The sequence below is a fragment of the Aeromonas sp. MR19 genome, from assembly GCF_963899305.1.
Lineage (GTDB): Bacteria > Pseudomonadota > Gammaproteobacteria > Enterobacterales > Aeromonadaceae > Aeromonas > Aeromonas bestiarum.
Genome location: NZ_CAWQWZ010000011.1, coordinates 469349 through 494068, shown reverse-complemented (window position 1 = coordinate 494068; position 24720 = coordinate 469349). Strand labels below are relative to the sequence as shown.

Here is a 24720-nt window from a genome sequence, read left to right as displayed (position 1 = left end):
ATCCAGCGCAAGAATCCCCCCTGTTTATCTCCCTAGTGGTATATCCCTGACCTTGTCAGGGCCGCAATATACACCCACTCTTATAATAGGTATTGAAAATGCCTGTCATGGGACTCGCTCGTGCGCTATCAACCACCAGAAAGGAGTCGATATGCCGGATGGGGTCAACCTGTCGCGTCGTGGTCTGTTTCGAGGTCGCCTGACATCGAGCGACCCTCAGGTTCAGTTGCCCTGGTCAGTCTCCTGGCCCGAGTTCGTGGCCGACTGCACCCGCTGTGGCGACTGCCTGGCGGCCTGCCCGGAGCAGATCCTGATCAAGGGTGACGGTGGTTATCCTGCGGTGGATTTCCTGCGTGGTGAGTGCACCTTCTGCGGTGATTGCGTCACGGCCTGCAAGGCGCCGGTATTTCGTCCCATGACGGAGGCGCCCTGGCGATACATAGCCCATATTGAAGCCAGCTGTCTGGCCAGTACCCAGGTCTTCTGCCAGCGTTGCCAGGATAGCTGCGAAACCCGTGCGATCCGCTTTTCTCCCGTGCTGGGCCGGGTACCGACCCCCAGCATAGATGCCGCCTCGTGTACCGGCTGTGGCGCCTGCGTAATGGACTGTCCGGTGGGCAGCATCCGGGTCGGCGCACCCAAATCCGAGGATCCAACATGAGTCAGGATGTGTGTGAAGCAGGAGCCACAATGAACCAAGAGTTCCATGTATCGAGCCTGGTGGTGCTGACCCAGCCCTCCCTGCGTCACCAGCTCGCAGAACAGATAGCATCCCTTGAGGGGGCCGAGGTCCACGCCGTCAGTGAGATCGGCAAGCTGGTGGTGACACTGGAAGGGCCAAGCCAGCGCCCCATCATGGATGCCATAGATGCGATAAATGCCATGCCGGGCGTGTTGTCCGCCGCCCTGATCTACCATCAGTTCGATGAGCTCGATGTCGAATGCAAGGAATAGAAACGCCGTGAGGGCGGGGCCGCGAGGTTCGCGATGCCCGATAAAAGCAATAAAGCGCCATGAAGCTGAGCCAGCGCGGCTCGTCACTATGGCTGTCATTGATGTGATTAAGCAATGTGAGGATATGTCATGAAGCTGAGTCGACGCGACTTTATGAAGGCCAATGCGGTGGCTGCTGCCGCGGCCGTGGCCGGAGTCAGTGCCCCCACGCTGGCGGCCAACCTGATCACCAGCACCGACAAGACCGCCATCACCTGGGACAAGGCGCCGTGCCGCTTCTGCGGTACCGGCTGTTCCGTGCTGGTGGGTTCCCAGAATGGGCGCGTCGTGGCGACCCAGGGCGATCCCGATGCACCGGTCAACCGTGGCCTGAACTGCATCAAGGGCTACTTCCTGTCCAAGATCATGTATGGCCAGGACCGGTTGACCCAGCCCATGCTGCGCATGACGGATGGCAAGTTCGACAAGAACGGTGACTTTGCCCCCATCAGCTGGGATCAGGCATTCGACATCATGGCCGAGAAGTTCAAGGCGACCCTGAAAGAGAAGGGGCCGACCGCCGTCGGCATGTTCGGCTCCGGCCAGTGGACAGTGTGGGAAGGCTACGCCGCCGCCAAGCTGATGAAGGCGGGGCTGCGGACCAACAACCTGGATCCCAATGCCCGTCACTGCATGGCCTCGGCCGTAGTGGGTTTCATGCGCACCTTCGGCATGGACGAGCCCATGGGCTGCTACGACGACATAGAGCAGGCCGATGCCTTCGTGTTGTGGGGCTCGAACATGGCCGAGATGCACCCCATCCTCTGGTCACGCATCTCGGATCGCCGTTTGTCCCATCAAGAGGTGCAGGTACACGTGCTCTCCACCTTCGAGCACCGCAGCTTCGAACTGGCCGACAACGGCATGGTGTTCACGCCGCAGACCGACTTGGCGATCCTCAACTACATAGCCAACTACATCATCCAGAACGACAAGGTGAACTGGGAGTTCGTCAACAAGCACACCCAGTTCCGCAAGGGGGTCACCGACATCGGCTATGGCCTGCGTCCGACTCACCCGCTGCAACAGCAGGCGAAGAACCCGGACAGTGGCGACTCCACCCCCATGAGCTTCGATGACTTCGCGAAATTCGTGGCGGATTACGATGTCGACTCGGTTGCCAAGCTCTCCGGCGTCTCCAAAGACAAGCTCGAGAAGCTGGCCCAGCTCTATGCCGACCCGAGCAAGAAGGTGGTCTCCTACTGGACCATGGGCTTCAACCAGCACACCCGTGGCGTCTGGGCCAACAACCTCTGCTACAACATCCACCTGTTGACCGGCAAGATCTCCACCCCGGGCTCGGGTCCCTTCTCCCTGACCGGCCAGCCCTCCGCCTGCGGCACCGCGCGCGAAGTGGGCACCTTCGCCCACCGTCTGCCGGCCGACATGGTGGTGACCGAGCCCAAGCACCGTGCCATCGCCGAGAAGATCTGGAAACTGCCGGAAGGCACCATACCGGAGAAGGTGGGTTACCACGCCGTGCTGCAAAACCGCATGCTCAAAGACGGCAAGCTCAACGCCTACTGGGTGATGTGCAACAACAACATGCAGGCCGGTCCCAACATGAACGAGGAGGGGCTGCCCGGTTACCGCAACCCGGCCAACTTCATCGTGGTGTCTGACCCTTACCCGACCGTGACAGCCCAGGCTGCGGATCTCATCCTGCCCACCGCCATGTGGGTGGAGAAAGAGGGGGCCTATGGCAACGCCGAGCGCCGCACCCAGTTCTGGCACCAGCAGGTCAAGCCGCCGGAAGGGGCCAAGTCCGACTTGTGGCAGCTGATGGAGTTTGCCAAGCGCTTCACCGTGGAAGAGGTGTGGCCGGCCGAGCTTATCGCCAAGATGCCGGAAGTGAAGGGCAAGACCCTGTATGAGGTGCTCTACAAGAACGGTCAGGTCGATCAGTTCCCGAAAGAGCAGAGCAAGGGCGTGCTCAACGACGAGGCTGAACACTTCGGTTTCTACGTCCAGAAGGGGCTGTTCGAGGAGTACGCCAGCTTCGGCCGCGGTCATGGTCACGATCTGGCCCCCTTCGATCAGTACCACGAGGCGCGCGGTCTGCGCTGGCCCGTGGTGGATGGCAAGGAGACCCTGTGGCGCTACCGTGAAGGGTTCGACCCCTACGTGAAAGCGGGCGAGGGGGTGCGTTTCTACGGCAAGCCCGATGGCAAGGCGGTGATCTTCGCGCTGCCCTACGAGCCGGCCGCCGAGGCACCGGACAAAGAGTACGACATGTGGCTCTCTACCGGCCGCGTGCTGGAACACTGGCACACAGGCACCATGACCCGTCGCGTGCCCGAGCTCTATCGCGCCTTCCCGGATGCCGTGCTCTTCATGCACCCGGAAGATGCCAAGGCCCGTGGCGTGCGTCGTGGCGAAGAGGTGATCGTCTCCTCCCGTCGTGGCGAGGTGAAGACCCGGGTCGAGACCCGCGGCCGCAACCGTCCGCCCAAAGGCCTGGTGTTCATGCCCTTCTTCGACGCGAGCCAGCTGGTCAACAAGCTGACCCTGGACGCCACGGATCCGCTCTCCAAAGAGACGGATTACAAGAAGTGCGCCGTCAAGGTCGTCAAGGCATAAGGCGGGGGAGCGCGAGATGAGTCGTAGTCGGCGCCAGTTTCTGGCCGACATGGCCAAGGGGGCCTGCGGTGTGGGCCTGCTTGGTGTGGGGCTCGGCGGCATGGCGCGCCAGCAGGTGCAAGCCGTGCCTGCCCAGGCGCTGCGCCCGCCAGCCGCCCTCGACGAGGCCGAGTTCCTCAGCGCCTGCGTGCGCTGCGGGCTCTGCGTCGAGGCCTGCCCCTACGACACTCTCAAGCTTGCCCGGCTGTTTGAACCCGTGACCACCGGCACCCCCTATTTTGATGCGCGGGCCGTGCCGTGCGAGATGTGTGACGACATTCCCTGCGTGGTGGCCTGCCCGAGCGGGGCGCTGGATCAGGGGATGACCGACATCGATCAGGCGCGCATGGGGGTGGCGGTGCTCATCGATCACGAGACCTGCCTCAACTACCTGGGGCTGCGCTGCGATGTCTGCTACCGGGTCTGCCCCTTGATTGACAAGGCGATCACCCTCGAGCTGCAGCACAATCAGCGCACCGGCAAGCACGCCATGTTTCTGCCCACTGTGCACAGCGACAGCTGTACCGGCTGCGGCAAGTGCGAGCACGCCTGCGTGCTGGAGGAGTCTGCCATCAAGGTGGTACCCCGTCAGCTCGCCAAGGGGGAGCTGGGCCATCACTACCGGCTCGGCTGGGAAGAGAAGCGCAAGGCGGGCAAGTCGCTCATCGGTGAGCGGCTCACCCTGCCGACCCGCAAACCGGAGGGGCTATGAGTCGTTATCCGGGGGCCGAGGCTAGCGCGCGGCTCGGCTGGTGGCGGTCACACCGCTTCCTGCTGCTGCGGCGACTGACCCAGTGCTGCGTGCTGGGGCTGTTCCTGCTGGGGCCGCTGGCGGGCGTCTGGATCCTCAAGGGCAACCTCTCCAGCTCACTCTTGCTGGAGACGGTCCCGCTCACGGATCCCCTCACCCTGCTGCAGTCGGTGGCGGCGGGCCATTGGCCCATCACCACCCTCTGGCTGGGGGCGGCCCTGGTGCTGCTGGGGTACTGGCTGGTCGGGGGGCGGGTGTTCTGCTCCTGGGTCTGTCCGGTCAACCTCATCACGGATGCCGCCGCCTGGGCCAGGGCCCGGCTTGGCCTCAAGGGCAACGGTCAGTTCAACCGCAATACGCGCTACTGGCTGCTGGCCATGGTGCTGGTGGCCCCGGCCATCGCGGGCGTGCTGGTGTGGGAGCTGGTCAATCCGGTCTCGCTCACCCTGCGCGGTCTGCTGTTTGGCATGGGGGCTGGGTGGGCTTTGCTGGCGGTGCTCTTCCTGTTCGACCTCTTTGTGGTGGAGCGGGGCTGGTGTGGTCATCTCTGCCCTGTGGGGGCCTTCTATGCCCTGGTCAACCGGGTCGGGTTCATCAAGATTTCTGCCAGGGGGCGCGAGCGGTGCAGCAACTGCATGGATTGTTATGCGGTCTGCCCCGAGCGCCCCATTCTGCGCGGCCCCGTTCACGGTGCCAAGCGTGGTCACGGGCCCTTGATTGTGGCTCAAGAGTGTACCAACTGCGGCCGTTGCATTGATGTCTGCGCGGAGCAAGTTTTTGAAATCACTGTAGGTTTTGCCGTCAAGGCTGATAAAACGTCGGAGAACAGATAATGAAAAAGCTGATTGGAGCAATGCTGGCCTGCCTGGTGGCGGGGTCCTTGATGGCAGCACAGAATCCCGAAATCACGACGGAGACCGGTGGCATCAAGTCTGAACGGGGCACCACGGATCTCGGGACCGAGGCCGAAGCCGCCCCCATGAAGAACTTTCGCAAGGATGGCGACCTCTACGATCGCCAGTACATGCATCAGCCACCGCTGATCCCCCACGATACCCGCAACTATGAAGTGGACAACAAGGTCAACAAGTGCCTGGCCTGTCACAGCTTCAAGAATGCCAGCAAGATGAAGGCCCCCAAGATCAGCCCGACTCACTTCGAGACCCGTGACGGCATGACCTTGGGGGAGGTCTCGCCCCGTCGCTACTTCTGCCTGCAGTGCCACGTGCCGCAAACGGATGCCAAGCCGCTGGTGGAAAATACGTTTAAACCGGTTGAAGCGCTGAACTGAGGAACCCATAGATGAAATTACCTGGTTTTGTGCAACGACTGTGGACCACCTTCAAGTCTCCTTCCAAGGCTGCCCTCTGGGTGTTGCTGATGATGGGCTTCTTTGGCGGGGTCATCTTCTGGGGCGGTTTCAACACCGCCATGGAAGCCTCCAACACCGAGAAGTTTTGTACCGGTTGTCACGAGATGAAGGACAACGTGTTCGTGGAGTACCGCGACACCATCCACTACGCCAACCGTTCCGGCGTGCGCGCCAGCTGCCCGGATTGCCACGTGCCCCACGAATGGACCTACAAGATCATTCGCAAGGTGCAGGCGTCCAAGGAGCTGTGGGGCATGCTGACCGGCAAGGTGGATACCCGCGAGAAGTTCGAGAGCCACCGCCGCGAGATGGCCGAGCGGGAGTGGAAGCGCATGAAGGACACGGATTCGAGGGAGTGTCGCAACTGCCACAACTTCGAGTACATGGACTTCTCCCTGCAAGGCAAGCGGGGGGCCCAGATGCACTCCACCAGTCTGGCCAGTGGCGAGAGCACCTGCATTGACTGTCACAAGGGCATAGCTCACCAGCTGCCTGACATGACAGGGGTGAAGGGCTTCTAAGGTAGCCAGATCCAGGCCGGGCTTGCCCGGCCTGTTCATATTGCAGCCAACCGCGCCAAAACGGCATTTGTGTGCCCTTTAAATCCCCCCTCTGGCACGAGTTTTGGTAGAATCGGGCCGCCGTGAGTCGCAGCGAGTGACCATGTGGTAAGGGTCATGCCTGCGCAGGTATGGATCCTCCCCGGATCAAGCGCTGCACACCAGGATCCTGGCTACTCTCTTCTTCTCTTTGCTCACGGTCCTTTGTTATCAGGAGCTGCCCATGGGACAGAACATGACCGCATTCATTCCCCTCAAGATCGCCGTGTTGACGGTCTCCGACAGTCGTACCAGCGCCAATGACAGCTCGGGCGACTATCTGGTCTCGGCCGTGACCGACGCCGGTCACCAGCTGGCCGATCGGGCCCTGCTCGCCGACAACCTCTATCAAGTTCGCTCCCGGGTCAGCCAGTGGATCGCCGATGAGGGCATCCAGGTGGTGCTGATCAATGGCGGCACGGGTTTCACCGATCAGAACTGGGTGCCGGAGGCGGTCGGCGTCTTGTTCGACCGCACCGTCAAGGGCTTTGGCGAGCTGTTCCGTCAGCTCTCGTTTGCCGAGATCGAAGGTTCGGCCATGCAGAGCCGTGCCCTGGCCGGGCTCGCCAACCGCACCCTGGTCTGCTGTCTGCCCGGTTCTCCCGGCGCCTGCCAGCTGGGCTGGGAGCAGCTCATCCGGGATCAGCTCGATGCCCGTACCCAGCCCTGCAACTTCGTGACCCATCTCTGAGCCACGAGCCAGGGATCCCAGCACTCTTTCAGCCTTCAAGGGGAACCTGATGAACCTGACCCATCTCAACCAAAGCGGCGAAGCCCACATGGTGGACGTGACCGACAAGCAGGTCACCGAACGTGAGGCCCGCGCCGAGGCTTTCGTCGCCATGGCACCGGAAACCCTGGCGCTGATCCTGAGCGGTCAGCACCACAAGGGGGACGTGTTCGCCACCGCCCGCATCGCCGGCATCATGGCGGCCAAGAAAACGGCGGATCTCATCCCCCTCTGCCACCCCCTGGCCCTTACCCGGGTGGAGGTGGAGATCGAACCTCTGCCGGCGCACAATAGGGTCCATATTCGCACCCTCTGCAAGCTCTCCGGCAAGACAGGGGTGGAGATGGAGGCGCTGACCGCAGCCTCGGTGGCGGCGCTGACCATCTACGACATGTGCAAGGCGGTGCAAAAGGACATGGTGATCGAACAGGTGCGACTGGTGGAAAAAAAGGGCGGCAAGTCCGGCCACTTTCAGTTGGGCGCGAGTGCAGGAGAGCAGGCATGATCAAGGTACTGTTTTTTGCGCAAGTAAGAGAGCTGGTGGCCTGTGACGAACTGAGCCTGCCCTGCGACTACGCTACCGCCGAGCAGCTGCGGGCGACCCTGTGTGAGCGCGGTGACAAGTGGGCACTGGCGCTGGAAGCGGGCAAGCTGCTGGTCGCGGTCAACCAGACCCTGGTGCCCCTCGATACCCCCATCAATGATGGCGATGAAGTGGCCTTCTTCCCCCCCGTGACCGGAGGCTGAGGATGAGCGAGATAACGACCGTGGATCGCACCACTGAGCTGTGGGACGGGGATGAGGCCGCCTTCTTCCCTCTCCTTCCAGTCACGACCGGAGGCTGAGCCATGTCTCAAGCAACCACGACGCCCGTAGATCGCATCCTGGTGCAGCGGGAAGACTTCTCACTGGCCGATGAGTATGCCCGTCTCGCCACCCGCGCCGACAGTGGCGCCATCGTCACCTTCGTCGGCAAGGTGCGCGACTTCAATCAGGGAGATGAGGTGAAGGGGCTGGCCCTCGAGCACTATCCCGGCATGACCGAGAAGGCGCTGGCCGACATAGTGCAGGAGGCACGCCGCCGCTGGTCGCTGCAGGAGTGCACCCTCATTCACCGCATCGGCGAGTTGTTGCTCGGCGATCAGATAGTGCTGGTGGCGGTGAGCAGTGCCCACCGCGATGCCGCGTTTGATGCCTGTCACTTCATCATGGATTTTCTGAAAACCCGGGCACCGTTCTGGAAAAAAGAGCTGACTGCCGAGGGGATTCAACGCTGGGTCGAGGCCAAGGAGAGCGACAGCGCTGCCGCCGCCCGCTGGAAAATTTGACCTGTTCATCGTAGGGGCGCAGGTTCAACGGGAACCTTGCCCCTGTTTTCGGGCCTGGTGAGACCAGACCCACATCAGGAGGAAGGGAATGAAACCGTTGTTATCTGTTGTCATTGCAGGCGTCTGCGCCGCGGCGCTGAACCCCATTGCCGTACAAGCCGACGAGGTGAAGGTGGCCGTGGCCGCCAACTTCAAGGGCACCATAGAGCACATCGGCAAGGAGTTCACCGCCAAGACCGGCCACAGCGTCATCATCAGCTCTGCCGCCACCGGCGTGCTCTACACCCAGATCAGTCACGGCGCGCCGTTCGACCTCTTCCTCTCCGCCGATGTGGCCACCCCCGAGAAGCTGGAGAAAGAGGGCAAGGGCAGCGATCGTTTCACCTATGCCATCGGCCAGCTGGGCTTGTGGAAGAAGGGCGGCCCGGCCCCCGACGAGGCGAGCCTGCGCAGCTGGAAAGGCAACCTCGCCATCGCCAATGCCCGTACCGCTCCCTATGGCGCCGCCGCCATGGCGACCCTGGAGAGCCTCAAGATCGATCCCAAACAGTACCGTCTGCTGACCGGCGCCAACATAGGCCAGACCTGGCAGTTCGTCGATACCGGCAACGCCGAGCTGGGCTTCGTCGCCTGGGCCAATCTGGTGGAGGCGGGCAAAACAGGCGAAGCCTGGGCTGTGCCGAACACGCTGTATCCGGCCATCGAACAGCAGGGGCTGGTGCTGAAGAAGGGCGCCGCCGTCGAGGCGCTGGTCGCCTGGCTCAAGGGACCGGGTCAGGCGCAGATCAAGGCCGCGGGCTATGCCCTGCCCCAATAAGGACATGAGCCTGATGCACAACCAGGAGTGGTCGGCCTTGGGGTCGACCACGCTTTGCCATGAGGATGCACACCATGTCGTTGGCTGATCCCAACCGGGAGCTTGGCGATGAATAAAAGGGATCTGCTGGCGATGACCTGCCTGACTCAGGGTCAGGTCTATCGGGGGATCTGCTCATTCGCAGTGTCTGGTGCTGAACCTGGCGTTGGGAGTGAGTTCGATGAGTGAAGGGGATCTGCAGGCCATCTGGCTCACCCTGAAGCTGGCGGCCAGCACTACCGGCATCCTATTGCTGCTGTCGCCGCCGCTGGCTTGGTGGCTGTCCCGCAGCCAGAACAAGCTGCGGCCCTTGGTGGAGGCGCTGGTGGCCCTGCCTCTGGTGCTGCCCCCCACGGTACTCGGTTTCTATCTGCTGCTCGCCTTCTCACCCTCATACGGCCTAGGTGCCTGGTGGCGTGACACCTTTGGCGCACCGCTTGCCTTCAGCTTTCTCGGTCTGCTGCTGGCCTCCATCCTCTACTCGCTCCCCTTCGTGGTGCAGCCGCTCACCTCTGCTTTCGTCAACATGGGCAACAAGGAGCTGGACGCTGCCGCCACCCTGGGGCTCGGGCCGCTGGAGCGCTTCTTTCACATCATTTTGCCGATGACGCTGCCCAGCTTCGTGATGGCGGCGGCCCTTGGCTTTGCCCACACCCTGGGGGAGTTTGGCGTTGTGCTGATGATCGGCGGCAACATCCCGGGGGAGACCCAGGTGCTCTCCATCGCCCTGTTTGATCATGTGGAGGCGATGGATTACCAAAACGCCCATATTCTGGCTGGCGGCCTGATGGGCTTCTCGCTGGTGATGCTGGTGCTGGTCTATGGCGTATTGCAGCGCCGGCAACGGAGGCTGTTCGGATGAACCCGCCAGCCAATATGTCTCAGGGTCACGCCCTGCAACTTAATGCCAGGCGCGAGTTTGGCGCCTTTACCCTCGACTGCGAACTGGCCCTCGAGCCGGGGGGTATTCTCGGCCTGTTCGGCCCCTCCGGCTGCGGCAAGAGCACACTGCTGCGCATCATGGCCGGGCTGGATCGCCAGAGCGGCGATCGCCTGTGGTGGCGAGGACGTGAACTGGCCGATCTGCTGCCCGAAGCGCGTCGCATCGGACTGGTGTTTCAGGATTCGCGGCTCTTCCCCCATCTGAGCGTGCTGGGCAATCTGCAGCTGGCGGCCCGCAAGGGGCGAGGGCGCTGGCAGCCAGAGGCGCTGGCGGCGCGACTCGGCTTTGCCGAGTTGCTGGCGCAGCCGGCTCATGGCCTCTCCGGCGGCCAGCGCCAGCGGGTGGCACTGGGGCGGGCCCTGTTGGCTGAGCCCGATCTGCTGCTGCTGGATGAGCCTTTTTCTGCGCTGGACAGGCGTAGCCGCATTCATCAGGCCCACGTGCTCAAGGGGTTGCAGCAGGAGAGTGGCATCCCCATGATCTTCGTCAGCCACGCCATGGAAGAGGTGAGCCTGCTGTGCGATCAGCTGGTGTTGCTGGAGGGCGGCCGGGTGGAGGCGCAGGGGCGGCCGAGCGAGATCTTCGCTCGCACCGATCTCTCGCTCGCCAGTCGCGACGATGCCGGTGTGATGCTGGATGCCACCCTGGCCCACTACGATGACGACGAGCAGATGGCGACCCTGCAGCTCGGCGAGCAGCGCCTGCGGGTCACCATGAATCATGTGCCGGACGAGCGCGGCCCCTTGCAGATCAAGGTGGCGGGGCGGGACGTGGTGATCGCCACCGCCCCCATCGAACACTCCAGCCTCTCCAACTGCCTTGTCACTCGTTTGCTGGCGGTGCGCGAGGTGCGCCCCGGCCAGACTCTGTTGCAGTTGGCACTGGGGGAGCAGATACTGCTGGCCCGGATCACCAGCCGCTCCGCCACCCGGCTGGCGCTGGTGCCGGAGCAGCAGATATACGCCTATATCAAGGCGGTCAGTCTGGTCAGCGAAGGCTGAGCCGGCGTCGTTCTGATACATTATGGAGCGGCATCCCTGGTGGGTGCTGGAGGATGCCAGCAAGCTGGCTGGTCACTATCGGGATAAACAAGGCATGGTTCAGGCGATGAGTCGAGGGGCAATGAGCTGATGCGTCGCAATCAGGTGATGAAATCCAACGGTCTTGCCCTGCGCAGTGCGGGGGAGGGCCCCTTGCTGTTGCTGCTGCACGGGCTGGGTTCATCCAGTCTCGACTGGCAGGCGCAGATAGAGCGCTTCTCCGAACACTATCGGGTAGTGGCCCTCGACCTGCGCGGCCATGGTCAGAGCATGCAGGAGGGGCCGTTCGACGTGGCCACTCTGGCTGCCGACGTGGTGCGCTGGCTCGACGAGCAACCGGAGCCCGCCTGGGTTGTGGGTCTTTCTCTGGGGGCCATGGTGGCACTGGAGCTGGCCTTGCAACTTCCTCACAAGGTACGAGGTCTGGTGCTGGTCAACGGTGTTAGCGAGTTTCTGCTGGAAACCCCGAAGGAGCAGGAGCGTTACGCCCAGCGCCTCAAGTGGCTGCGCTGGTTTGGCATGCGCCCGCTCGCCTGGTGGCTCGGGCGCGAGCTCTTCCCCGGCCCGGATCTCGCCCAGGTGCGTCACACCTTCCGGCTGCGCTTCGTGCGCAGCAACAAAAAGAAGACCTATCGGGCGCTGCTCGACGCCTTGCCCGGCTGGTCGGTGCGCGCCCGGCTCGGCGCCATCTGGCAGCCGGTGGCCATCATCTCCACCAGCCACGACTATCTGCCGCTCGCCAAGCGGGTGGAGCAGTTCGCCTCCCTGCCCAACGCCACCATCCACACCCCCAACGGCCACCACGCCTGGCCGGCAGAAGATCCCTCGGGGTTTAATCATTTGCTTCACCGGATTTTAGAAACTCATTAAACTTGTCGCCCTTTAACCAGTGTATGTGTTGGTCCGATTGCCTTGCCAATGGTATAAGGCAAGGCAATCGGACCCATTTTGCTCTATTAACAGGTATTTCCTCATGTCTGAAGTAATTAAAATGGCCATCGATGATGGTTCAACCAATGTCAAGGTGAGCTGGATTGAGAACAAGGTGCTCAAGACCATCATCTCTCCCAACTCCTTTCGCAAGGATTGGAAGAGCGCCGCATTGCGCAAGGACAAGAAGATCTACAACTACGAGATAGGCAATACCAAGTACACCTACGACGCTACGTCGGACAAGTCATTGGCAACCACCCATGTGGAATACCAGTACGACGATCTCAATCTGTTGTCCGTTCACCACGCCTTGCTACAGACCTGTGTCATTCCCTGTGATGTGGCGATTACCGTGACATTGCCCATTACCGAGTTCTACAACCCGGACGATTGCCAGCGCAACGAAGAAAAAATCGAGAAGAAGCGTCGCAACTTGATGCGTGCCATTTCCCTCAACAAGGGAGAGCTGTTCAATATCGTCAGCGTGGAAGTCATGCCGGAGAGCCTGCCTGCGGCGCTCTCCCGTCTGATCGGTTCGGGCTGCAACGAGTTCACCAAGACCCTGGTGATCGATTGTGGCGGTACCACCCTCGATATGGGGATTATCGTCGGCGAGTTTGACGATGTCTCCGATGTCTATGGCAACAACGAGATCGGTGTCTCCATGGTGACCGATGCGACCCGCAAAGCGCTGGCGGCGGCAGACAGTGACTCCAGCTATCTGGTGGCCAACGAGTTCATCAAGCGCCGCCACGACATGAGCTTCGTGCGTGATGTGGTCAATGACGAGAGCCAGATCCCCAAGATCCTCGAGAAGATGCAGAACAAGATTGACGAGCTGGGTACCCAGGTTGCTCATGAGGCGAAGAAGTTTGCCAAGAACCCGAACCGGATCTATCTGGTCGGGGGCGGTGCTTCCCTGATTTATGAGGCGATCAAGGCGGCCTATCCGACCCTGGGAGACAGAGTCGAGCTGCTGGATGATGCCCAGTCTGCGCTGGCTCGCGAGATTTGCCTCTACACCACGGAAGAAGACGAAGTCTATCGCGAGGCTGCCGTGATGGCCGAGGTTGGCGATGAGTAGTCAACTCAAGCGCATGACCTTCTCCATCTACATGGATCCGGGTGCGCTGGAGTCTGATCGCTATGCGGTCGGGGTGTTGCAAAACTGGTATCAACGGGCCCGCAAGATCCAGGATGGCGCAGAGGAGTTTGACTTCTCCAAGAGCCGTTTTCACAAGGATATCTACCTTTCCGGCATGTTCATGTATGTGCTGGCGCCCAATCTGTGCAAGGCCATTGCCAACGCTCTGGGGCCGGAACAGGTGAGCCTGACCACATTGCGTCACGCCTTTGCCAGTTGTGGTTTCAACCTGGGAGAGGGGAGCTCGGCTGCACCACCCGCCGCCGATGTCATGATCGATCAGATAGTGGCACGGTTGCTTCCCCAGTTGGGACAGGGAGATAACGCCTCGTTGGTGGATGAGATCGTCCATCGCCTTGGTCAGCAATCGTCCACCCCCGCTCAGGACAATCTGGTGGATGAGATTGTGAGCCGCTTGGGCGAGCAGCAGCCCACCGAGTTGTGGGATGAGTTGAGGCAGGGGTTGCCGGCCCCTCTCGACCATGATCAGCTGGCCGAGGCGATCGCGGGCAAACTGCCGTCAGCGGCGGTTGAGCAGGATCTGGCGCCGCTCCAGAGTAGTATCCAGCAGCTCTCCCGTCAGCTTGAAGAGCAATCCAGGCTTATTCGCGAGCAGCATCGACTGATCCAGCGACTGGCCAGCGTACCCGGCCGTCAGGTTACGACGGCGGGTGAGGCAGAACCCCTGATCGAGGATCTCTCGAGCCAGGTTGCCAACATGAAGAAGGTCAGGGCCAAGGGCATTTTCTAAGTACTCCGCCTCGATCAAGATGCCGTTATCGTCAGGATCAAACAGATGAAACATGTAGTATGGATGGCATGGTGCGCCTTGCTGCTATCGGGTTGCGCCCAGCAGACCTTCTTCGTGCATGCGGGCAACCCGGGTCAACCAAACAGGGAAGTTAGCCATGATTTTGTACTGGCAGGCATTGGTCAGAGTGAAACGGTCAACGCCTCTTTGGCCTGTCATGGCGACCCGGAAAAGGTCGTTCGTGTGGAAGTGCAGCAGACGCCACTGGATGGTTTGATGGCGGCATTGACGCTGGGAATTTATACCCCGAGAACGGCGCGGGTTTATTGCAATCTTTGATTTTCTGCCACGTGATATAAAGTCTCATACAAAGCCTTGTTGCCATCTCAAGATTTTGGTAATGTGCGCGCATCTTGGAATGTTATCTATTTATGCTATTGATAATAAAGGATAATATTTCTTATGTTGGCACCGGTATAGCCGGAAATAATAAAGTTGTCAGGGATAATAAAATGAAAAAAATGGTATTGACTGCGGCCGTTGCAATGATGATGGCTGGTTGTGCGCAGCAGGGGTTCACAGTGCATTCCGGTAATGCAGTGAAGCCCACCAAGGAAGTGACCCATCATTTCTTCATTTCCGGTCTGGGTCAGAGCAAAACCATAGATGCTGCCGCGGTTTGTAATGGGGCGGATAAAGTGGTCCGTGTCGAAGCACAACACACCTTCGTCAACGGTCTGCTGGGGTTCGTGACCTTCGGGATCTACACCCCGCGTGAGGCTCGCGTTTACTGCGCAGGCTGATTACCCGTCGTATGCACGATGCAAAAAGCCGACCCAGTGGGGTCGGCTTTTTTATTGGCTGCGAGTTATTGGTGACGAGGATCACTTAAGGGTGCGAACAGACAGGGCAGTCGGGGCGTTGGGGCAGCTTCATCTCGCGGAAGGTGCCGGTGAGGCCATCGATCATCAAGAGACGGCCGCTGTAGCTGCGCCCCGTGCCCGCCAGCAATTTTATCGCCTCCAGCGCCTGCAGGCTGCCCACCAGTCCTACCACGGGGGCGAGTACCCCCGCCTCGACGCAGGTAAGGGCCTGCTCGCCAAACAGGGCGCTGAGGCAGGCGTAGCAGGGTTCATCCTCCTGCCAGGTGAAGCTGCACAGCTGCCCCTCCAGCCGGATGGCGGCGCCGCTGACCAGCGGTACCCTGTGCTTGCGCGCGCATTGGTTGAGCAGATTGCGGATGGTCAGGTTGTCGGTACAGTCGAGCACCAGCTGATGGCTGGGTAGCAGGGCATCGAGCAGCGGCTCGTCGGCAACAGAGGCGTGAGTCTCCACCTTGAGCCAGGGGTTGAGCGCGCGCAGGGACTGGGCGGCGGAGTCCACCTTGTAGTGGCCGATGCGCTCATCTGTGTGCAGTACCTGGCGTTGCAGATTGGATAGCTCCACCTTGTCAAAATCCACCAGAGTGAGCTGGCCGACCCCGGCCACCGCCAGATACTGGCTGGCGGCGCAGCCCAGGCCCCCCGCACCTATCACCAGCACGCTGGCCTGCTTGAGCGCCTCCTGCCCCTCGAAGTCGAAGGATTTGAGGATGATCTGGCGGTTGTAGCGCAAGAGCTCGGCGTCCGAGAGAATGTCGCTCACAGCAGCAAGCCCCCGAACGGTTCGACGGTGACGGCTTCACCCGCCGCCACCTTGCCCCGCTCACGTTCAAGCACTATGTAGCAGTTGGCCCGCGACAGTGAGCTGAACACGGCGGAATCCTGGGAGCCTGTGCTGCGCACCTCGAGGCCGTCTGGCCCCTGGCTCAGGATGCCGCGCTGGAAGTCGAGCCGACCCGGCGCTTTTTTCAGAGGCTCGCTGGCGACGGCTTGCAGTTGCAGCGGGCGCTCGAACTGCTGCCCGGCCAGCTTGGCCAGCGCAGGCTGCACCAGTTGATCGAAGGTGACCATGGCGGAAACCGGATTACCCGGCAGACCGAAGAACCAGGCGTTGGGCAGACGACCGAAGGCGAATGGCTTGCCCGGCTTGATGGCCAGTTTCCAGAAGCCGATCTCGCCGAGTTCCTCGAGCAACTGCTTGGTGAAGTCTGCCTCACCGACCGAGACGCCCCCCGTGGTGATCAGGGCATCGGCCTCGCGGTCGGCCTGCAGGAAGGCGGCGCGCAGCTGTGCGGGGTCGTCCGGTATGATGCCAAGGTCGAGGCAGTCGCAGCCCATGCGCGCCAGCATGGCCTTGACCCCGTAACGGTTGGAATCATAGATGTCGCCGTGGGCGAGCGGGGTGCCGACCGGCTTGAGTTCGTCACCTGTGCTGAAGATGGCTACTCGCAGCGGGCGGCGCACGCTGACGGTGGCTATGCCCAAGGAGGCCAGCAGCGGCAGCTCGCGGGGGGTGAGCCGGGTACCGGCGCAGAGCACGCTGGCTCCCTCGCGGATATCTTCACCGCGGCGGCGGATATTCTGGCCCAAGGCGGGTGGCACCAGAAAAGTGATCTTGTCACCGTCGGCCTGGGTTTCCTCCTGCATCACTACCGCATCCGTCCCCTCTGGCACGGGCGCGCCCGTCATGATCCGCACGCAGTGGCCGGCGGGCCACTCCCCCTGATAGGGCTGACCGGCGAAGGCCTTGCCCGCCATGATGAGCGGAGTGCCGGCAGCGAGATCGGCCAGCCGCACGGCGTAACCGTCCATGGCGGCGTTGTCGAACGGAGGCACTGACAAGGGGGAGGCGATATCTGCCGCGAGCACCCGGCCGAGGGCCTGGGGCAGGGGCACTTGCTCCGTGTCGCAGCAGCAGGCGAGTTGGTCCAGCATCCCTTGCAGGGCATAGCTCAGGGGGAGTAGTCCGCTGGTATCAAATCCCATCGTCATTACCTCTTTGGTGTGGTTGAGGGCGGATTATCCCAAAAATCAGGGTGGATGGGCAGGCTTATCAGGAGCCGACACCAGGCTGTCTGGCACAGGGGGGGCGGAAGAGGGATTGTTTGTTGCAATCCTCCCCGTATGGGGGGGCCATCAAGGGGTAAAAGTCGACGGATTGGCATAAAGTCAGGAGACGGACTTGAGTTAGCTTGAATTATGGCAATAATCGCCGTTTACTATTGCGCCATAACAAAGTGCCGTCACAGACAAGGCGGCCATCACAGTCCCGTGGGAGAGGAACAAGATGACGAGCTTAAGCCAGGAAGCCCTGTTGGTCAGGGCAGCCCTCGAGGCCGAGGGCCTCGAGACACCTCTGGTGGCCAATGCACTGGACGGTCAGCAGAAGCGGGAGAAGATCGAAGGCCACATGCGCGCCATCATGGAGACGCTGGGGCTGGATCTGACCGATGACAGCCTGGCGGAGACGCCACACCGCATCGCCAAGATGTACGTGAACGAGATCTTCTCCGGCCTCGATTACAGCACCTTCCCCAAGGTGACAGTGATCGAGAACAAGATGAAGGTGGACGAGATGATCATGGTGCGGGACATCAGTCTCACCAGCACCTGTGAACACCACTTCGTCACTATCGACGGGCTGGCCCATGTGGCCTACATCCCCCGTGGCAAGGTGATCGGGCTGTCGAAAATCAACCGCATAGTGCAGTTCTTCGCCCGCCGGCCCCAGGTGCAGGAGCGACTCACCCAGCAGATCCTGCTGGCGTTGCAGACCCTGCTCGGTACCAAGGATGTGGCCATCAGCATCAAGGCGACCCACTTCTGCGTGAAGGCGCGCGGCGTGATGGACTCCACTTCCTATACCACCACCACCTCTCTCGGTGGAGTGTTCAAGACCCAGCCCGACACCCGTGCCGAGTTTCTGGGCGGCCTGAAAGGCTAGCAGACAGGGGCATGTCGCATCGACATGCCCCTGTTGTCTTCTATCCCCTTTTGCTGTGCCCGACACTTTCGTCAGAAAAGTGCTAAAGCCATGCGCGAATGGGCCGATACAGCTCACCATGCCGGTCTAACGCTGCCCTGGCCATTGCCCTTTCAGGGCAAGGGCGCTTCAGGGGACAGGCCACGGCTACCCCTGGAACTCGCCTCATCCCTGTCATCAGGATGTAGGCGGCTCGATGAACTGCTATGGATGGCAGGTATCCTGATCCGTGCCGGGAAGGCACAGTACAGACGAATACCACTCGCTCACCCATTGCAGGACATGCCATGAACACCATGACCATAGGTAAGAAACTCACCGCAGGCTTTGCGGTGCTCGGCCTGATGATGGCCTTTATCGGCGGCTTCTCGCTGCTGCAGTTTGGCAACATGAACCGGGCCGCTACCGGCTTCACCGACAGCATCCTGCCTGCCGTCGTTCGCACCAGCACCCTGGGTGAGACCATCAATGCCCTGCGCCGCTATGAGCTGGATGTGTTCCTGGTGGCGGACGACCCCCAGCAGAAAGCCCATTACCGCGATGCCAGCGAGCAGAGCCTGCGCGAAGCAGATCGCCAGGTAGCGGCCCACGATGCCACCATCTGGGCGGAGGATCTGGAAGAGCGACGTGCCTTCGACATCGTCAAGGCGGACTGGAGCAAGTACGTCGCCCTGCACCAGCTCATCAAACAGATGCAGGACAACGGCCAGATGGCGGAGGCCCAGCGCATCTTCATGGCGGAGGGGGTCACGCTGTACACCACCCTGTCCAAGTCGGTGGCCGAGCTCATTCGCATCAATCACGGCTATGCCGCCAACTCCCGCGCCCAGGTGGTGGGGGCGTTTGACAGCGCCAAGCTGAGCATCATCATCTCCCTGCTGCTGGGACTGGGGTTGGCGGCCGTGCTCTCCACCGTGCTGACCCGCCAGATCCGCGATCCCCTGGTGATGCTGGCCCGTCAGGCGCAGCGCATCGCGAGCGGTGATCTCGGCAAGGGTGAACTGCAGGAGTGGATCCGCGGCAGTCGCTTCAAGCGTGACGAGCTCGGTCAGCTCGGCACCGCCATCGATCGCATGCAGGGTGCGCTCGCGGATCTGGTGAGTGAAATTGCCGGCTCGGTGAGCCAGCTCAGCAGCGCCGTGGAGGAGGTGAGTGCCATCTCCGAACAGTCCGCCACCGGCATGGCCCGCCAGCAGAGCGAGGTCTCCCAGGTGGCCACCGCCATGAACGAGATGCAGTCCACGGTCAATGAAGTGGCCCGCAATACCACGGATGCCATGAGTGCCGCCAAGGATGCCTCCCGCACCTCGTCCCAGGGCAACCAGGTGGTGCGCAGCGCCATCAGCAGCATCGAAGATGTGTCGGTCAAGATTGAACAGGCGGGCGCCGTGGTGCAGCAGCTGGAGACCGACAGCGCCAACATCAGCATGGTGCTGGATGTGATCCGCGACATCGCCGGTCAGACCAATCTGCTGGCGCTCAACGCCGCCATCGAGGCCGCCCGTGCCGGCGAACAGGGACGCGGTTTCGCCGTGGTGGCGGACGAGGTGCGCTCCCTGGCCCAGCGGACTCAGGACTCCACCGCCGAGATCAGCAAGATGATAGAGCTGTTGCAGAGCCGCGCCGCCGAGGCGGGCAGCGCCATGCAGCTGAGCCGTCAGCAGATGCAGGAGAGCGTCGGGCTGGCGCGGGATGCCGGCAGCAGCATAGATACCATCAATGGGGCAGTCACCCAGATCACCGACATGAACACCCTGATCGCCACCGCGACCGAGGAGCAGAACGCGGTGACCGAGGAGCTCAACCGCAGCATAGTCAACATCCACAATGCCGCGGACGAGAACGCCCAGGGGGCGCAGCAGACCGCCCAGGCTTGCGTCGAGTTGAGCAAGCTGGCGACCTCGCTGCACCATATGACCCAGCGCTTCACCCTCTAGGGGCAGGCCAGCGAGTTGTATGGCTACTAACAACAAGGCCCCGTCCATTGGCGGGGCCTTGTTGTTTCCGACGATCTTGAGCGTGGAGGCTGTCGGCTTGGCCTGCAGCTGCCACTCACCATCAGCTCAGTCCGACGATCTCGCCATCATCATCGATGTCGATATGACGATAGGCCGGCAGGCTGCCGAGCCCAGGCATTGTCATGATGGGGCCCGCCAAGGCATAGACGAAGCCGGCACCGGCGCACAGCTTCACCTCGTCGATGGGCACCTCGAAGTCCGTCGGCACTCCCTTGAGGGCGGGGTCATGGCTGATGGAGAGCGGCGTCTTGGCCACACAGATGGGCAGGTGATCCCAGCCTGCGGCCGAGAGCGCCGCCAGCTGGCGGCGTGCCTTGTCAGAGAGCCGCACACCGCGCCCGCCATAGCCGCACTCCACCAGGGTGGCGAGCTTGGCACACAGGCTCATCTCATCGGGATAGAGCAGCTGGATCTGGCTTGGCATCTCGCAGGCGGCGACCACGGCACGGGCCAGCTCACTGGCACCCGCGCCCCCTTGAGTGAAGGCGCTGGAGATGGCCGTGCCGCAGGCGCCGGCTTGGCGCGCCTCGCGCATCAGCAGATCCAGCTCGGCCTGGCTGTCGGTGGGGAAGCGGTTGACCGCCACCACCACGGGCACACCATAACGGCGGGCATTGGTGATATGCCAGGCGAGGTTGGCACAGCCTTTCTCAAGGGTGGGCAAGTCTTCCCCCAGCAGGCTCTCGGGCAGCGGCTGACCGGGACGGATATCGAGCAGGCCGCTGTTGGCCTTGAGGCCGCGCACCGTGGCCACCAGCACCACGCAGGCTGGCGCTATGCCGGACTGGCGGTGCTTGATGTTGAAGAACTTCTCCAGCCCCATATCGGAGCCAAAACCCGCCTCTGTCACCACATAGTCGGTCAGTTGCAGCGCCATGCGATCGGCGATCACCGAGGAGTTGCCATGGGCTATGTTGGCAAACGGGCCTGCGTGCACCAGTACCGGGGTCTGCTCCGTGGTCTGCATCAGGGTCGGTTGCAGCGCGTCTTTGAGCAGCACAGTCATGGCGCCCGCGACTTCCAGCTGCTCGGCTGTGATGGGGTTGCCCTGGCTATCGAGGGCCAGCTGGATGCGGCCGATGCGCTCGCGCAAGTCTTTCAGATCGCTGGCCAGCGCCAGTATGGCCATCAGCTCGGAGGCGGCTGTGATGACGAAGCGATCCTGGCGTTCAACGCCATCGGCGGCGCCCCCCTGCCCAATCGTGAGGTGGCGCAGGGCGCGGTCATTCATGTCGAGGGTACGCGGCCAGAGGATGTTGGCGGGATCGATATCGAGCCGTGCCAGCCCTGTCCTGGCGGTGAAGTCGGCGCCGAGGCGGGTCTCGTGGAACAGGCGGGCATCCAGCGCGGCGGCCGCCAGGTTGTGGGCGGCGGTGAGAGCGTGAAAATCGCCGGTCAGGTGCAGGTTCATCTCCTCCATCGGCACCACCTGGGCGTGGCCGCCACCGGCGGCACCCCCCTTGACCCCGAACACCGGGCCCAGGCTCGGCTGGCGTATGGTGGCCATGCTGGGCTGGCCTATGTGATTGAGCCCCATGGAGAGACCCAGGGTGGTGACCGTCTTGCCCTCGCCGAGGGGCGTCGGTGTGATGGCGCTTACCAGCACCAGCTTGCCTGCCTTGCCAGCGGGTAGCCTGAGCAGATCCAGGCTGAGCTTGCCCTTGTAGTGACCGTGAGGGCTGAGCAGCCGAGCCGGTATGCACAAGCGCTCGGCCAGCGCATGGATGGGAAGGCGGGGGGACTGGCGGGAGATCTCGATATCGCTTAGCATCAGCACCTCGTTGGCATGTCAGGTCAAATATGCGGCGCAGTCTAGTGGAATCAACAGGGTTATCCAATGAGTAATAACATTTTATCCGGCAGTCGTGAGCTGCATCTAACGCCCATACTGCTGGATCTCAACGCCCTCTACCACCCGCCCAAGCGGCCGCTCACCGCCCTTGGCATCGTCAGCGCCTTCATGCCGCTGTTCGGTTATGGCTGGCAGGCGATGACCCAGGATCCCGAGACCCACTTTCGCCACGAACTGGGCAAGCGCATCAACAAGCACAAGACGGATGAGGCCAATCTCATCCTGATGTTGCAGCTGGCCGGCATGCTCGATTGCCACTGCCTGCACATCGCTCTGCCCTATGCCTTGAGCGAGGAGCAGCTCGCCACCCTGCGGCGCCGCCTGCCGCGCTGGCAACTGATGCAGACCGATCAACTGCTGGTGGCCGAGCTGCCGCTGCCCGCCGATCATACAGCGTCCCCCGAGACCCACTCCTGAACATCAGCCTCGCTTCCCGCCATGGGAGGCGAGGCCGCTTCCATCATCGAACCAATGCCACCGGTTAGACCTCCCGATCCCAGTAGTGGGGAGCGAGATAGCGCTCCTGCACGAACTCGATAAAGCAGCGCACCTTGGCCGAGACGAAACGGCGGTGCGGATAGAGGGCATAGAGCCCCACCTGCCCCTTCTCCCACTCCGGCAGCAGTGACACCAGCTCTCCCGAGCGCAGCGCATCGCCGACGATGAAGGTGGGCTGCAATATGATGCCCTGATGATCGCAGGCGGCCCGGGTCAGGGCCACGCCGTTGTTGGCGCGAAGCGGTCCCTGCGGGCGCACGCTCAGCTGCTCCCCATCCCGCTTGAAGACCCAGTCCGGCTGGGTCAGGGTGTAGATGAGGCAGTCGTGCTGCTTGAGATCCTCCGGGGTCTTGGGAGCGCCCTTGCGGGCCAGGTAGGTGGGGCTGGCACACACCTCCAGCCTCATCATGGCCAGCGGCTTGGCCACCAGGGAGGAGTCCGGCAGGTTGCCGATGCGCAGCGCCAGATCGAACCCCTCTTCCACCAGGGCCACTCGCCGGTCGCTGTACTCTATCTCCAGCTTCAGATCCGGGAAGCGTTCACGAAACAGCGGCAGGGCGGGGGAGAGGTGCAGGTAGCCAAAGTCCATCGGCACCGACAGCTTGAGGGTGCCCTGGGGCTGCTGGTTGTTGCGGGTGAGCTGGCTGTGGGTCTCTTCGAGCTCCGCCAGCAGGGCCTGGGAGCGCTGGTAGTAGAACTGGCCGGCCTCTGTGGGGTTGACCTGACGGGTGGTGCGCGACAGCAAGCGGGTGGAGAGGGACTCCTCCAGCTGCTGCATCAGCTTGGAGGTCATGGCGACCGAGATGCCGAGCTGGTTGGCGGCCTTGGTAAAACTCTGACACTCCACCACCTTGATGAAGGTGCGCATGGCGGCTATCTGGTCCATCTTTCACTCTCAGTTGATAATTATTTTAATAAATCGCTGATTATCTATTCCGATATGGAGGTTAGCATCTTGGGTGTTGTTGTGAACCCCCAATATGAAGGAACGAACGGATGAAAATGACCAAGGCCCTGCTGGCCTCCTGCCTGTTTATGGCGGCCCCCCTGATGGCGGCCGATTACGATGTCGATGCGGCTCACACCACTGTCCAGTTCAAGGTGGGGCACCTCGGCTTCTCCGAGCTGGTCGGTCGTTTCAACACCTTCAGCGGCACCTTCAGCATGGACGATGCCAACCCGGTAGCGGCCAAGGCAAGCTTCGAAATCGACGCCGCCAGCGTGGACTCCAACCACGAGCCGCGCGACAAACACCTGCGCAGCCCCGATTTTCTGGATGTGAAACAGTACCCCAAGATGACCTTCGTCAGCACCGGCTATGAAGGCACCAAGGAGAAGGGCGTGTTGAAAGGCACCCTGACCCTGCATGGCATCAGCAAGCCGGTGGCATTCGAGCTGGTTCACATCGGTGAAGGCAAGGATCCCTGGGGCGGCTATCGCAGTGGCTTCAATGCCTCCACCACCATCAAGCGCAGTGACTTTGGCGTGAGCTACATGTTGCCCGGCATTCCGGACGAGATGAGCATCAACCTGTTCGTCGAAGGCGTGCGCAAGTAATGGGCGCAGCACTCCTGCTACAAACCCTGGCGGCTCCTTTGGGGGCCGCTTTGCTGTCATGGCGCTGGCCACGACTGGGGTATCTATGGGGCGCCCTGGCGCTCTGGCTGGTGGGCTGCCTGCTGGGTGGTGCCTATGGGCTGCCGGTCAAGGCGTGGCAGTGGCTGCCGCTGACCCTGCTGGTGCCGGCGATGGCGGCGCAACTGGCCGACAAGCGGGCCGCGCTCTTGCTGTTCGCGGCGCTCGCCGCCCTGGTGTGGTGGCAGGGGCTCGCCTCTGTGCTGAGCAGTGAGCCTCGCATCTGGCTGGCGCTGCTGCCTGCCATCGTCTGGGTTGGCTGGGCTGATTTGCGCGGTGACAGCCACGAGGGGCTCGGCTTTGCGCTCGGCTTCATCTGGCTGGCGCTGGTGATCGGCATAGACGGCAGCCTGCTGATTGCCCAGCTGGCGGGGGCCCTGGCTGCCTTTGCCGGTTTCCGTGCCCTGCTTGGCGCCTTTGCCGGCGTCAAGGCGGCGCCTGCCGCGCTCGGGTTGGCACTGGCCTTCATGCAGATGCTCGCCTGGCAATACGTGGAAGTGCCGCTTGCGGTCTTGCTGCCGGTCTGGCTGTTGCCGCTGCTGGAGTGGGTCTTGCGCAACAAGCCCTGGATCCAGCGTTGGGTTGTGCTGATCCTGCTGGCGGGAGTCGGCACCGGATTGAGTCTGTGGAAGGTATGGCCCGAGGCCTCTTTGTACTGATTTTTAGCATAAAAAACAGGCAATTAACCCTAAAGTTGACGACTTCGTCATAGTCTGCACAGATAAAGATTGAGCCCCCTTGTGGATTCAGATAAAAAGGATTTTCAATTATCTGGACACACACAGAACCCGGTC

Annotated in this window: 28 protein-coding genes; 24 read left to right on the top strand and 4 right to left on the bottom strand. The window is 62.0% G+C overall.

The window, feature by feature from the left end:
* Positions 1 to 151 precede the first annotated feature (151 nt).
* The 19 genes from napF to AACQ95_RS07940 all read left to right on the top strand — a co-directional run bounded on the left by napF (position 152) and on the right by AACQ95_RS07940 (position 14862).
* Positions 152 to 661, top strand: a complete 510-nt coding sequence (gene napF, locus AACQ95_RS08030) for a ferredoxin-type protein NapF (RefSeq protein ID WP_043557196.1) — start codon at positions 152 to 154, stop codon at positions 659 to 661.
* A gap of 29 nt (positions 662 to 690) precedes the next feature.
* A complete protein-coding gene (locus tag AACQ95_RS08025) occupies positions 691 to 954 on the top strand; it encodes a chaperone NapD (RefSeq protein ID WP_043138469.1) in 264 nt (87 codons plus the stop codon).
* Positions 955 to 1083: 129 nt separating this feature from the next.
* Positions 1084 to 3573 (top strand): nitrate reductase catalytic subunit NapA, encoded by a 2490-nt coding sequence (gene napA, locus AACQ95_RS08020; RefSeq protein ID WP_098984472.1) that lies wholly within the window; start codon positions 1084 to 1086, stop codon positions 3571 to 3573.
* A 16-nt stretch (positions 3574 to 3589) separates the two neighbouring features.
* Positions 3590 to 4324 carry a ferredoxin-type protein NapG gene (gene napG, locus AACQ95_RS08015; RefSeq protein ID WP_043138465.1) on the top strand — a complete coding sequence of 245 codons (735 nt, stop codon included), beginning with the start codon at positions 3590 to 3592 and terminating at the stop codon, positions 4322 to 4324.
* Entirely contained in the window at positions 4321 to 5196 is an 876-nt protein-coding gene (gene napH / locus AACQ95_RS08010) for a quinol dehydrogenase ferredoxin subunit NapH (RefSeq protein WP_241278271.1), read from the top strand. Before napG ends, napH begins: the two co-directional genes overlap by 4 nt.
* Positions 5196 to 5654: a nitrate reductase cytochrome c-type subunit gene (locus tag AACQ95_RS08005; protein WP_043138461.1), complete on the top strand. Its 459-nt coding sequence runs from the start codon at positions 5196 to 5198 to the stop codon at positions 5652 to 5654. The genes napH and AACQ95_RS08005 overlap by 1 nt, the downstream gene beginning before the upstream one ends.
* 11 nt (positions 5655 to 5665) lie before the next feature.
* Complete coding sequence (locus tag AACQ95_RS08000; protein ID WP_043138459.1) at positions 5666 to 6256, top strand: cytochrome c3 family protein; 591 nt, start codon at positions 5666 to 5668, stop codon at positions 6254 to 6256.
* A 262-nt stretch (positions 6257 to 6518) separates the two neighbouring features.
* The gene (moaB, locus tag AACQ95_RS07995) at positions 6519 to 7025 is read left to right on the top strand and encodes a molybdenum cofactor biosynthesis protein B (protein WP_043138457.1); all 507 of its coding nucleotides are present in this window, start codon (positions 6519 to 6521) and stop codon (positions 7023 to 7025) included.
* 49 nt (positions 7026 to 7074) lie between these two features.
* The gene (gene moaC / locus AACQ95_RS07990; RefSeq protein ID WP_103471903.1) at positions 7075 to 7569 is read left to right on the top strand and encodes a cyclic pyranopterin monophosphate synthase MoaC; all 495 of its coding nucleotides are present in this window, start codon (positions 7075 to 7077) and stop codon (positions 7567 to 7569) included.
* Positions 7566 to 7811 carry a molybdopterin synthase sulfur carrier subunit gene (gene moaD / locus AACQ95_RS07985; RefSeq protein ID WP_043557190.1) on the top strand — a complete coding sequence of 82 codons (246 nt, stop codon included), beginning with the start codon at positions 7566 to 7568 and terminating at the stop codon, positions 7809 to 7811. Before moaC ends, moaD begins: the two co-directional genes overlap by 4 nt.
* Positions 7812 to 7912: 101 nt before the next feature.
* Positions 7913 to 8392, top strand: coding sequence for a molybdopterin synthase catalytic subunit MoaE (gene moaE / locus AACQ95_RS07980; RefSeq protein ID WP_241278270.1), 480 nt, complete (start codon positions 7913 to 7915; stop codon positions 8390 to 8392).
* An 88-nt stretch (positions 8393 to 8480) separates the two neighbouring features.
* Positions 8481 to 9209 (top strand): molybdate ABC transporter substrate-binding protein, encoded by a 729-nt coding sequence (modA, locus tag AACQ95_RS07975; RefSeq protein WP_241278269.1) that lies wholly within the window; start codon positions 8481 to 8483, stop codon positions 9207 to 9209.
* Between the two features lie 220 nt (positions 9210 to 9429).
* Positions 9430 to 10110: a molybdate ABC transporter permease subunit gene (gene modB, locus AACQ95_RS07970; protein WP_241278268.1), complete on the top strand. Its 681-nt coding sequence runs from the start codon at positions 9430 to 9432 to the stop codon at positions 10108 to 10110.
* A complete protein-coding gene (modC, locus tag AACQ95_RS07965) occupies positions 10107 to 11192 on the top strand; it encodes a molybdenum ABC transporter ATP-binding protein (protein WP_241278267.1) in 1086 nt (361 codons plus the stop codon). Before modB ends, modC begins: the two co-directional genes overlap by 4 nt.
* A gap of 129 nt (positions 11193 to 11321) precedes the next feature.
* A complete protein-coding gene (locus tag AACQ95_RS07960) occupies positions 11322 to 12101 on the top strand; it encodes an alpha/beta fold hydrolase (RefSeq protein ID WP_241278266.1) in 780 nt (259 codons plus the stop codon).
* A gap of 103 nt (positions 12102 to 12204) precedes the next feature.
* Positions 12205 to 13248: a plasmid segregation protein ParM domain-containing protein gene (gene parM, locus AACQ95_RS07955; protein WP_241278265.1), complete on the top strand. Its 1044-nt coding sequence runs from the start codon at positions 12205 to 12207 to the stop codon at positions 13246 to 13248.
* Positions 13241 to 14059, top strand: a complete 819-nt coding sequence (locus AACQ95_RS07950) for a hypothetical protein (RefSeq protein ID WP_241278264.1) — start codon at positions 13241 to 13243, stop codon at positions 14057 to 14059. The genes parM and AACQ95_RS07950 overlap by 8 nt, the downstream gene beginning before the upstream one ends.
* A 45-nt stretch (positions 14060 to 14104) precedes the next feature.
* A complete protein-coding gene (locus tag AACQ95_RS07945) occupies positions 14105 to 14398 on the top strand; it encodes a Bor family protein (RefSeq protein ID WP_103471899.1) in 294 nt (97 codons plus the stop codon).
* Between the two features lie 173 nt (positions 14399 to 14571).
* Positions 14572 to 14862 carry a Bor family protein gene (locus tag AACQ95_RS07940; protein WP_241278263.1) on the top strand — a complete coding sequence of 97 codons (291 nt, stop codon included), beginning with the start codon at positions 14572 to 14574 and terminating at the stop codon, positions 14860 to 14862.
* 85 nt (positions 14863 to 14947) lie between these two features.
* Here AACQ95_RS07940 and moeB read toward each other — a convergent pair whose 3' ends face one another.
* Positions 14948 to 15703, bottom strand: a complete 756-nt coding sequence (gene moeB, locus AACQ95_RS07935) for a molybdopterin-synthase adenylyltransferase MoeB (protein WP_241278262.1) — start codon at positions 15701 to 15703, stop codon at positions 14948 to 14950.
* Positions 15700 to 16926 (bottom strand): molybdopterin molybdotransferase MoeA, encoded by a 1227-nt coding sequence (gene moeA / locus AACQ95_RS07930; RefSeq protein ID WP_277604295.1) that lies wholly within the window; start codon positions 16924 to 16926, stop codon positions 15700 to 15702. Before moeA ends, moeB begins: the two co-directional genes overlap by 4 nt.
* 301 nt (positions 16927 to 17227) lie before the next feature.
* Between moeA and folE the strand changes: the two genes are divergently transcribed.
* Both folE and AACQ95_RS07920 read left to right on the top strand, forming a co-directional pair.
* Positions 17228 to 17884 carry a GTP cyclohydrolase I FolE gene (gene folE / locus AACQ95_RS07925; protein WP_042872363.1) on the top strand — a complete coding sequence of 219 codons (657 nt, stop codon included), beginning with the start codon at positions 17228 to 17230 and terminating at the stop codon, positions 17882 to 17884.
* 326 nt (positions 17885 to 18210) lie between these two features.
* Positions 18211 to 19860 (top strand): methyl-accepting chemotaxis protein, encoded by a 1650-nt coding sequence (locus tag AACQ95_RS07920; RefSeq protein WP_241278260.1) that lies wholly within the window; start codon positions 18211 to 18213, stop codon positions 19858 to 19860.
* 121 nt (positions 19861 to 19981) lie between these two features.
* On the opposite strand, the gene AACQ95_RS07915 is transcribed toward AACQ95_RS07920, so the two are convergent.
* Positions 19982 to 21712, bottom strand: coding sequence for a formate--tetrahydrofolate ligase (locus tag AACQ95_RS07915; RefSeq protein ID WP_241278259.1), 1731 nt, complete (start codon positions 21710 to 21712; stop codon positions 19982 to 19984).
* A 66-nt stretch (positions 21713 to 21778) separates the two neighbouring features.
* Between AACQ95_RS07915 and AACQ95_RS07910 the strand changes: the two genes are divergently transcribed.
* A complete protein-coding gene (locus AACQ95_RS07910; RefSeq protein WP_241278258.1) occupies positions 21779 to 22210 on the top strand; it encodes a hypothetical protein in 432 nt (143 codons plus the stop codon).
* A gap of 64 nt (positions 22211 to 22274) precedes the next feature.
* On the opposite strand, the gene AACQ95_RS07905 is transcribed toward AACQ95_RS07910, so the two are convergent.
* Positions 22275 to 23177 (bottom strand): LysR family transcriptional regulator, encoded by a 903-nt coding sequence (locus AACQ95_RS07905; protein WP_043557177.1) that lies wholly within the window; start codon positions 23175 to 23177, stop codon positions 22275 to 22277.
* A 110-nt stretch (positions 23178 to 23287) separates the two neighbouring features.
* On the opposite strand from AACQ95_RS07905, the gene AACQ95_RS07900 reads away from it, so the two are divergent.
* The gene (locus AACQ95_RS07900) at positions 23288 to 23848 is read left to right on the top strand and encodes a YceI family protein (protein WP_241278257.1); all 561 of its coding nucleotides are present in this window, start codon (positions 23288 to 23290) and stop codon (positions 23846 to 23848) included.
* Positions 23848 to 24585, top strand: a complete 738-nt coding sequence (locus tag AACQ95_RS07895) for a hypothetical protein (protein WP_241278256.1) — start codon at positions 23848 to 23850, stop codon at positions 24583 to 24585. The genes AACQ95_RS07900 and AACQ95_RS07895 overlap by 1 nt, the downstream gene beginning before the upstream one ends.
* Positions 24586 to 24720: the final 135 nt, after the last annotated feature.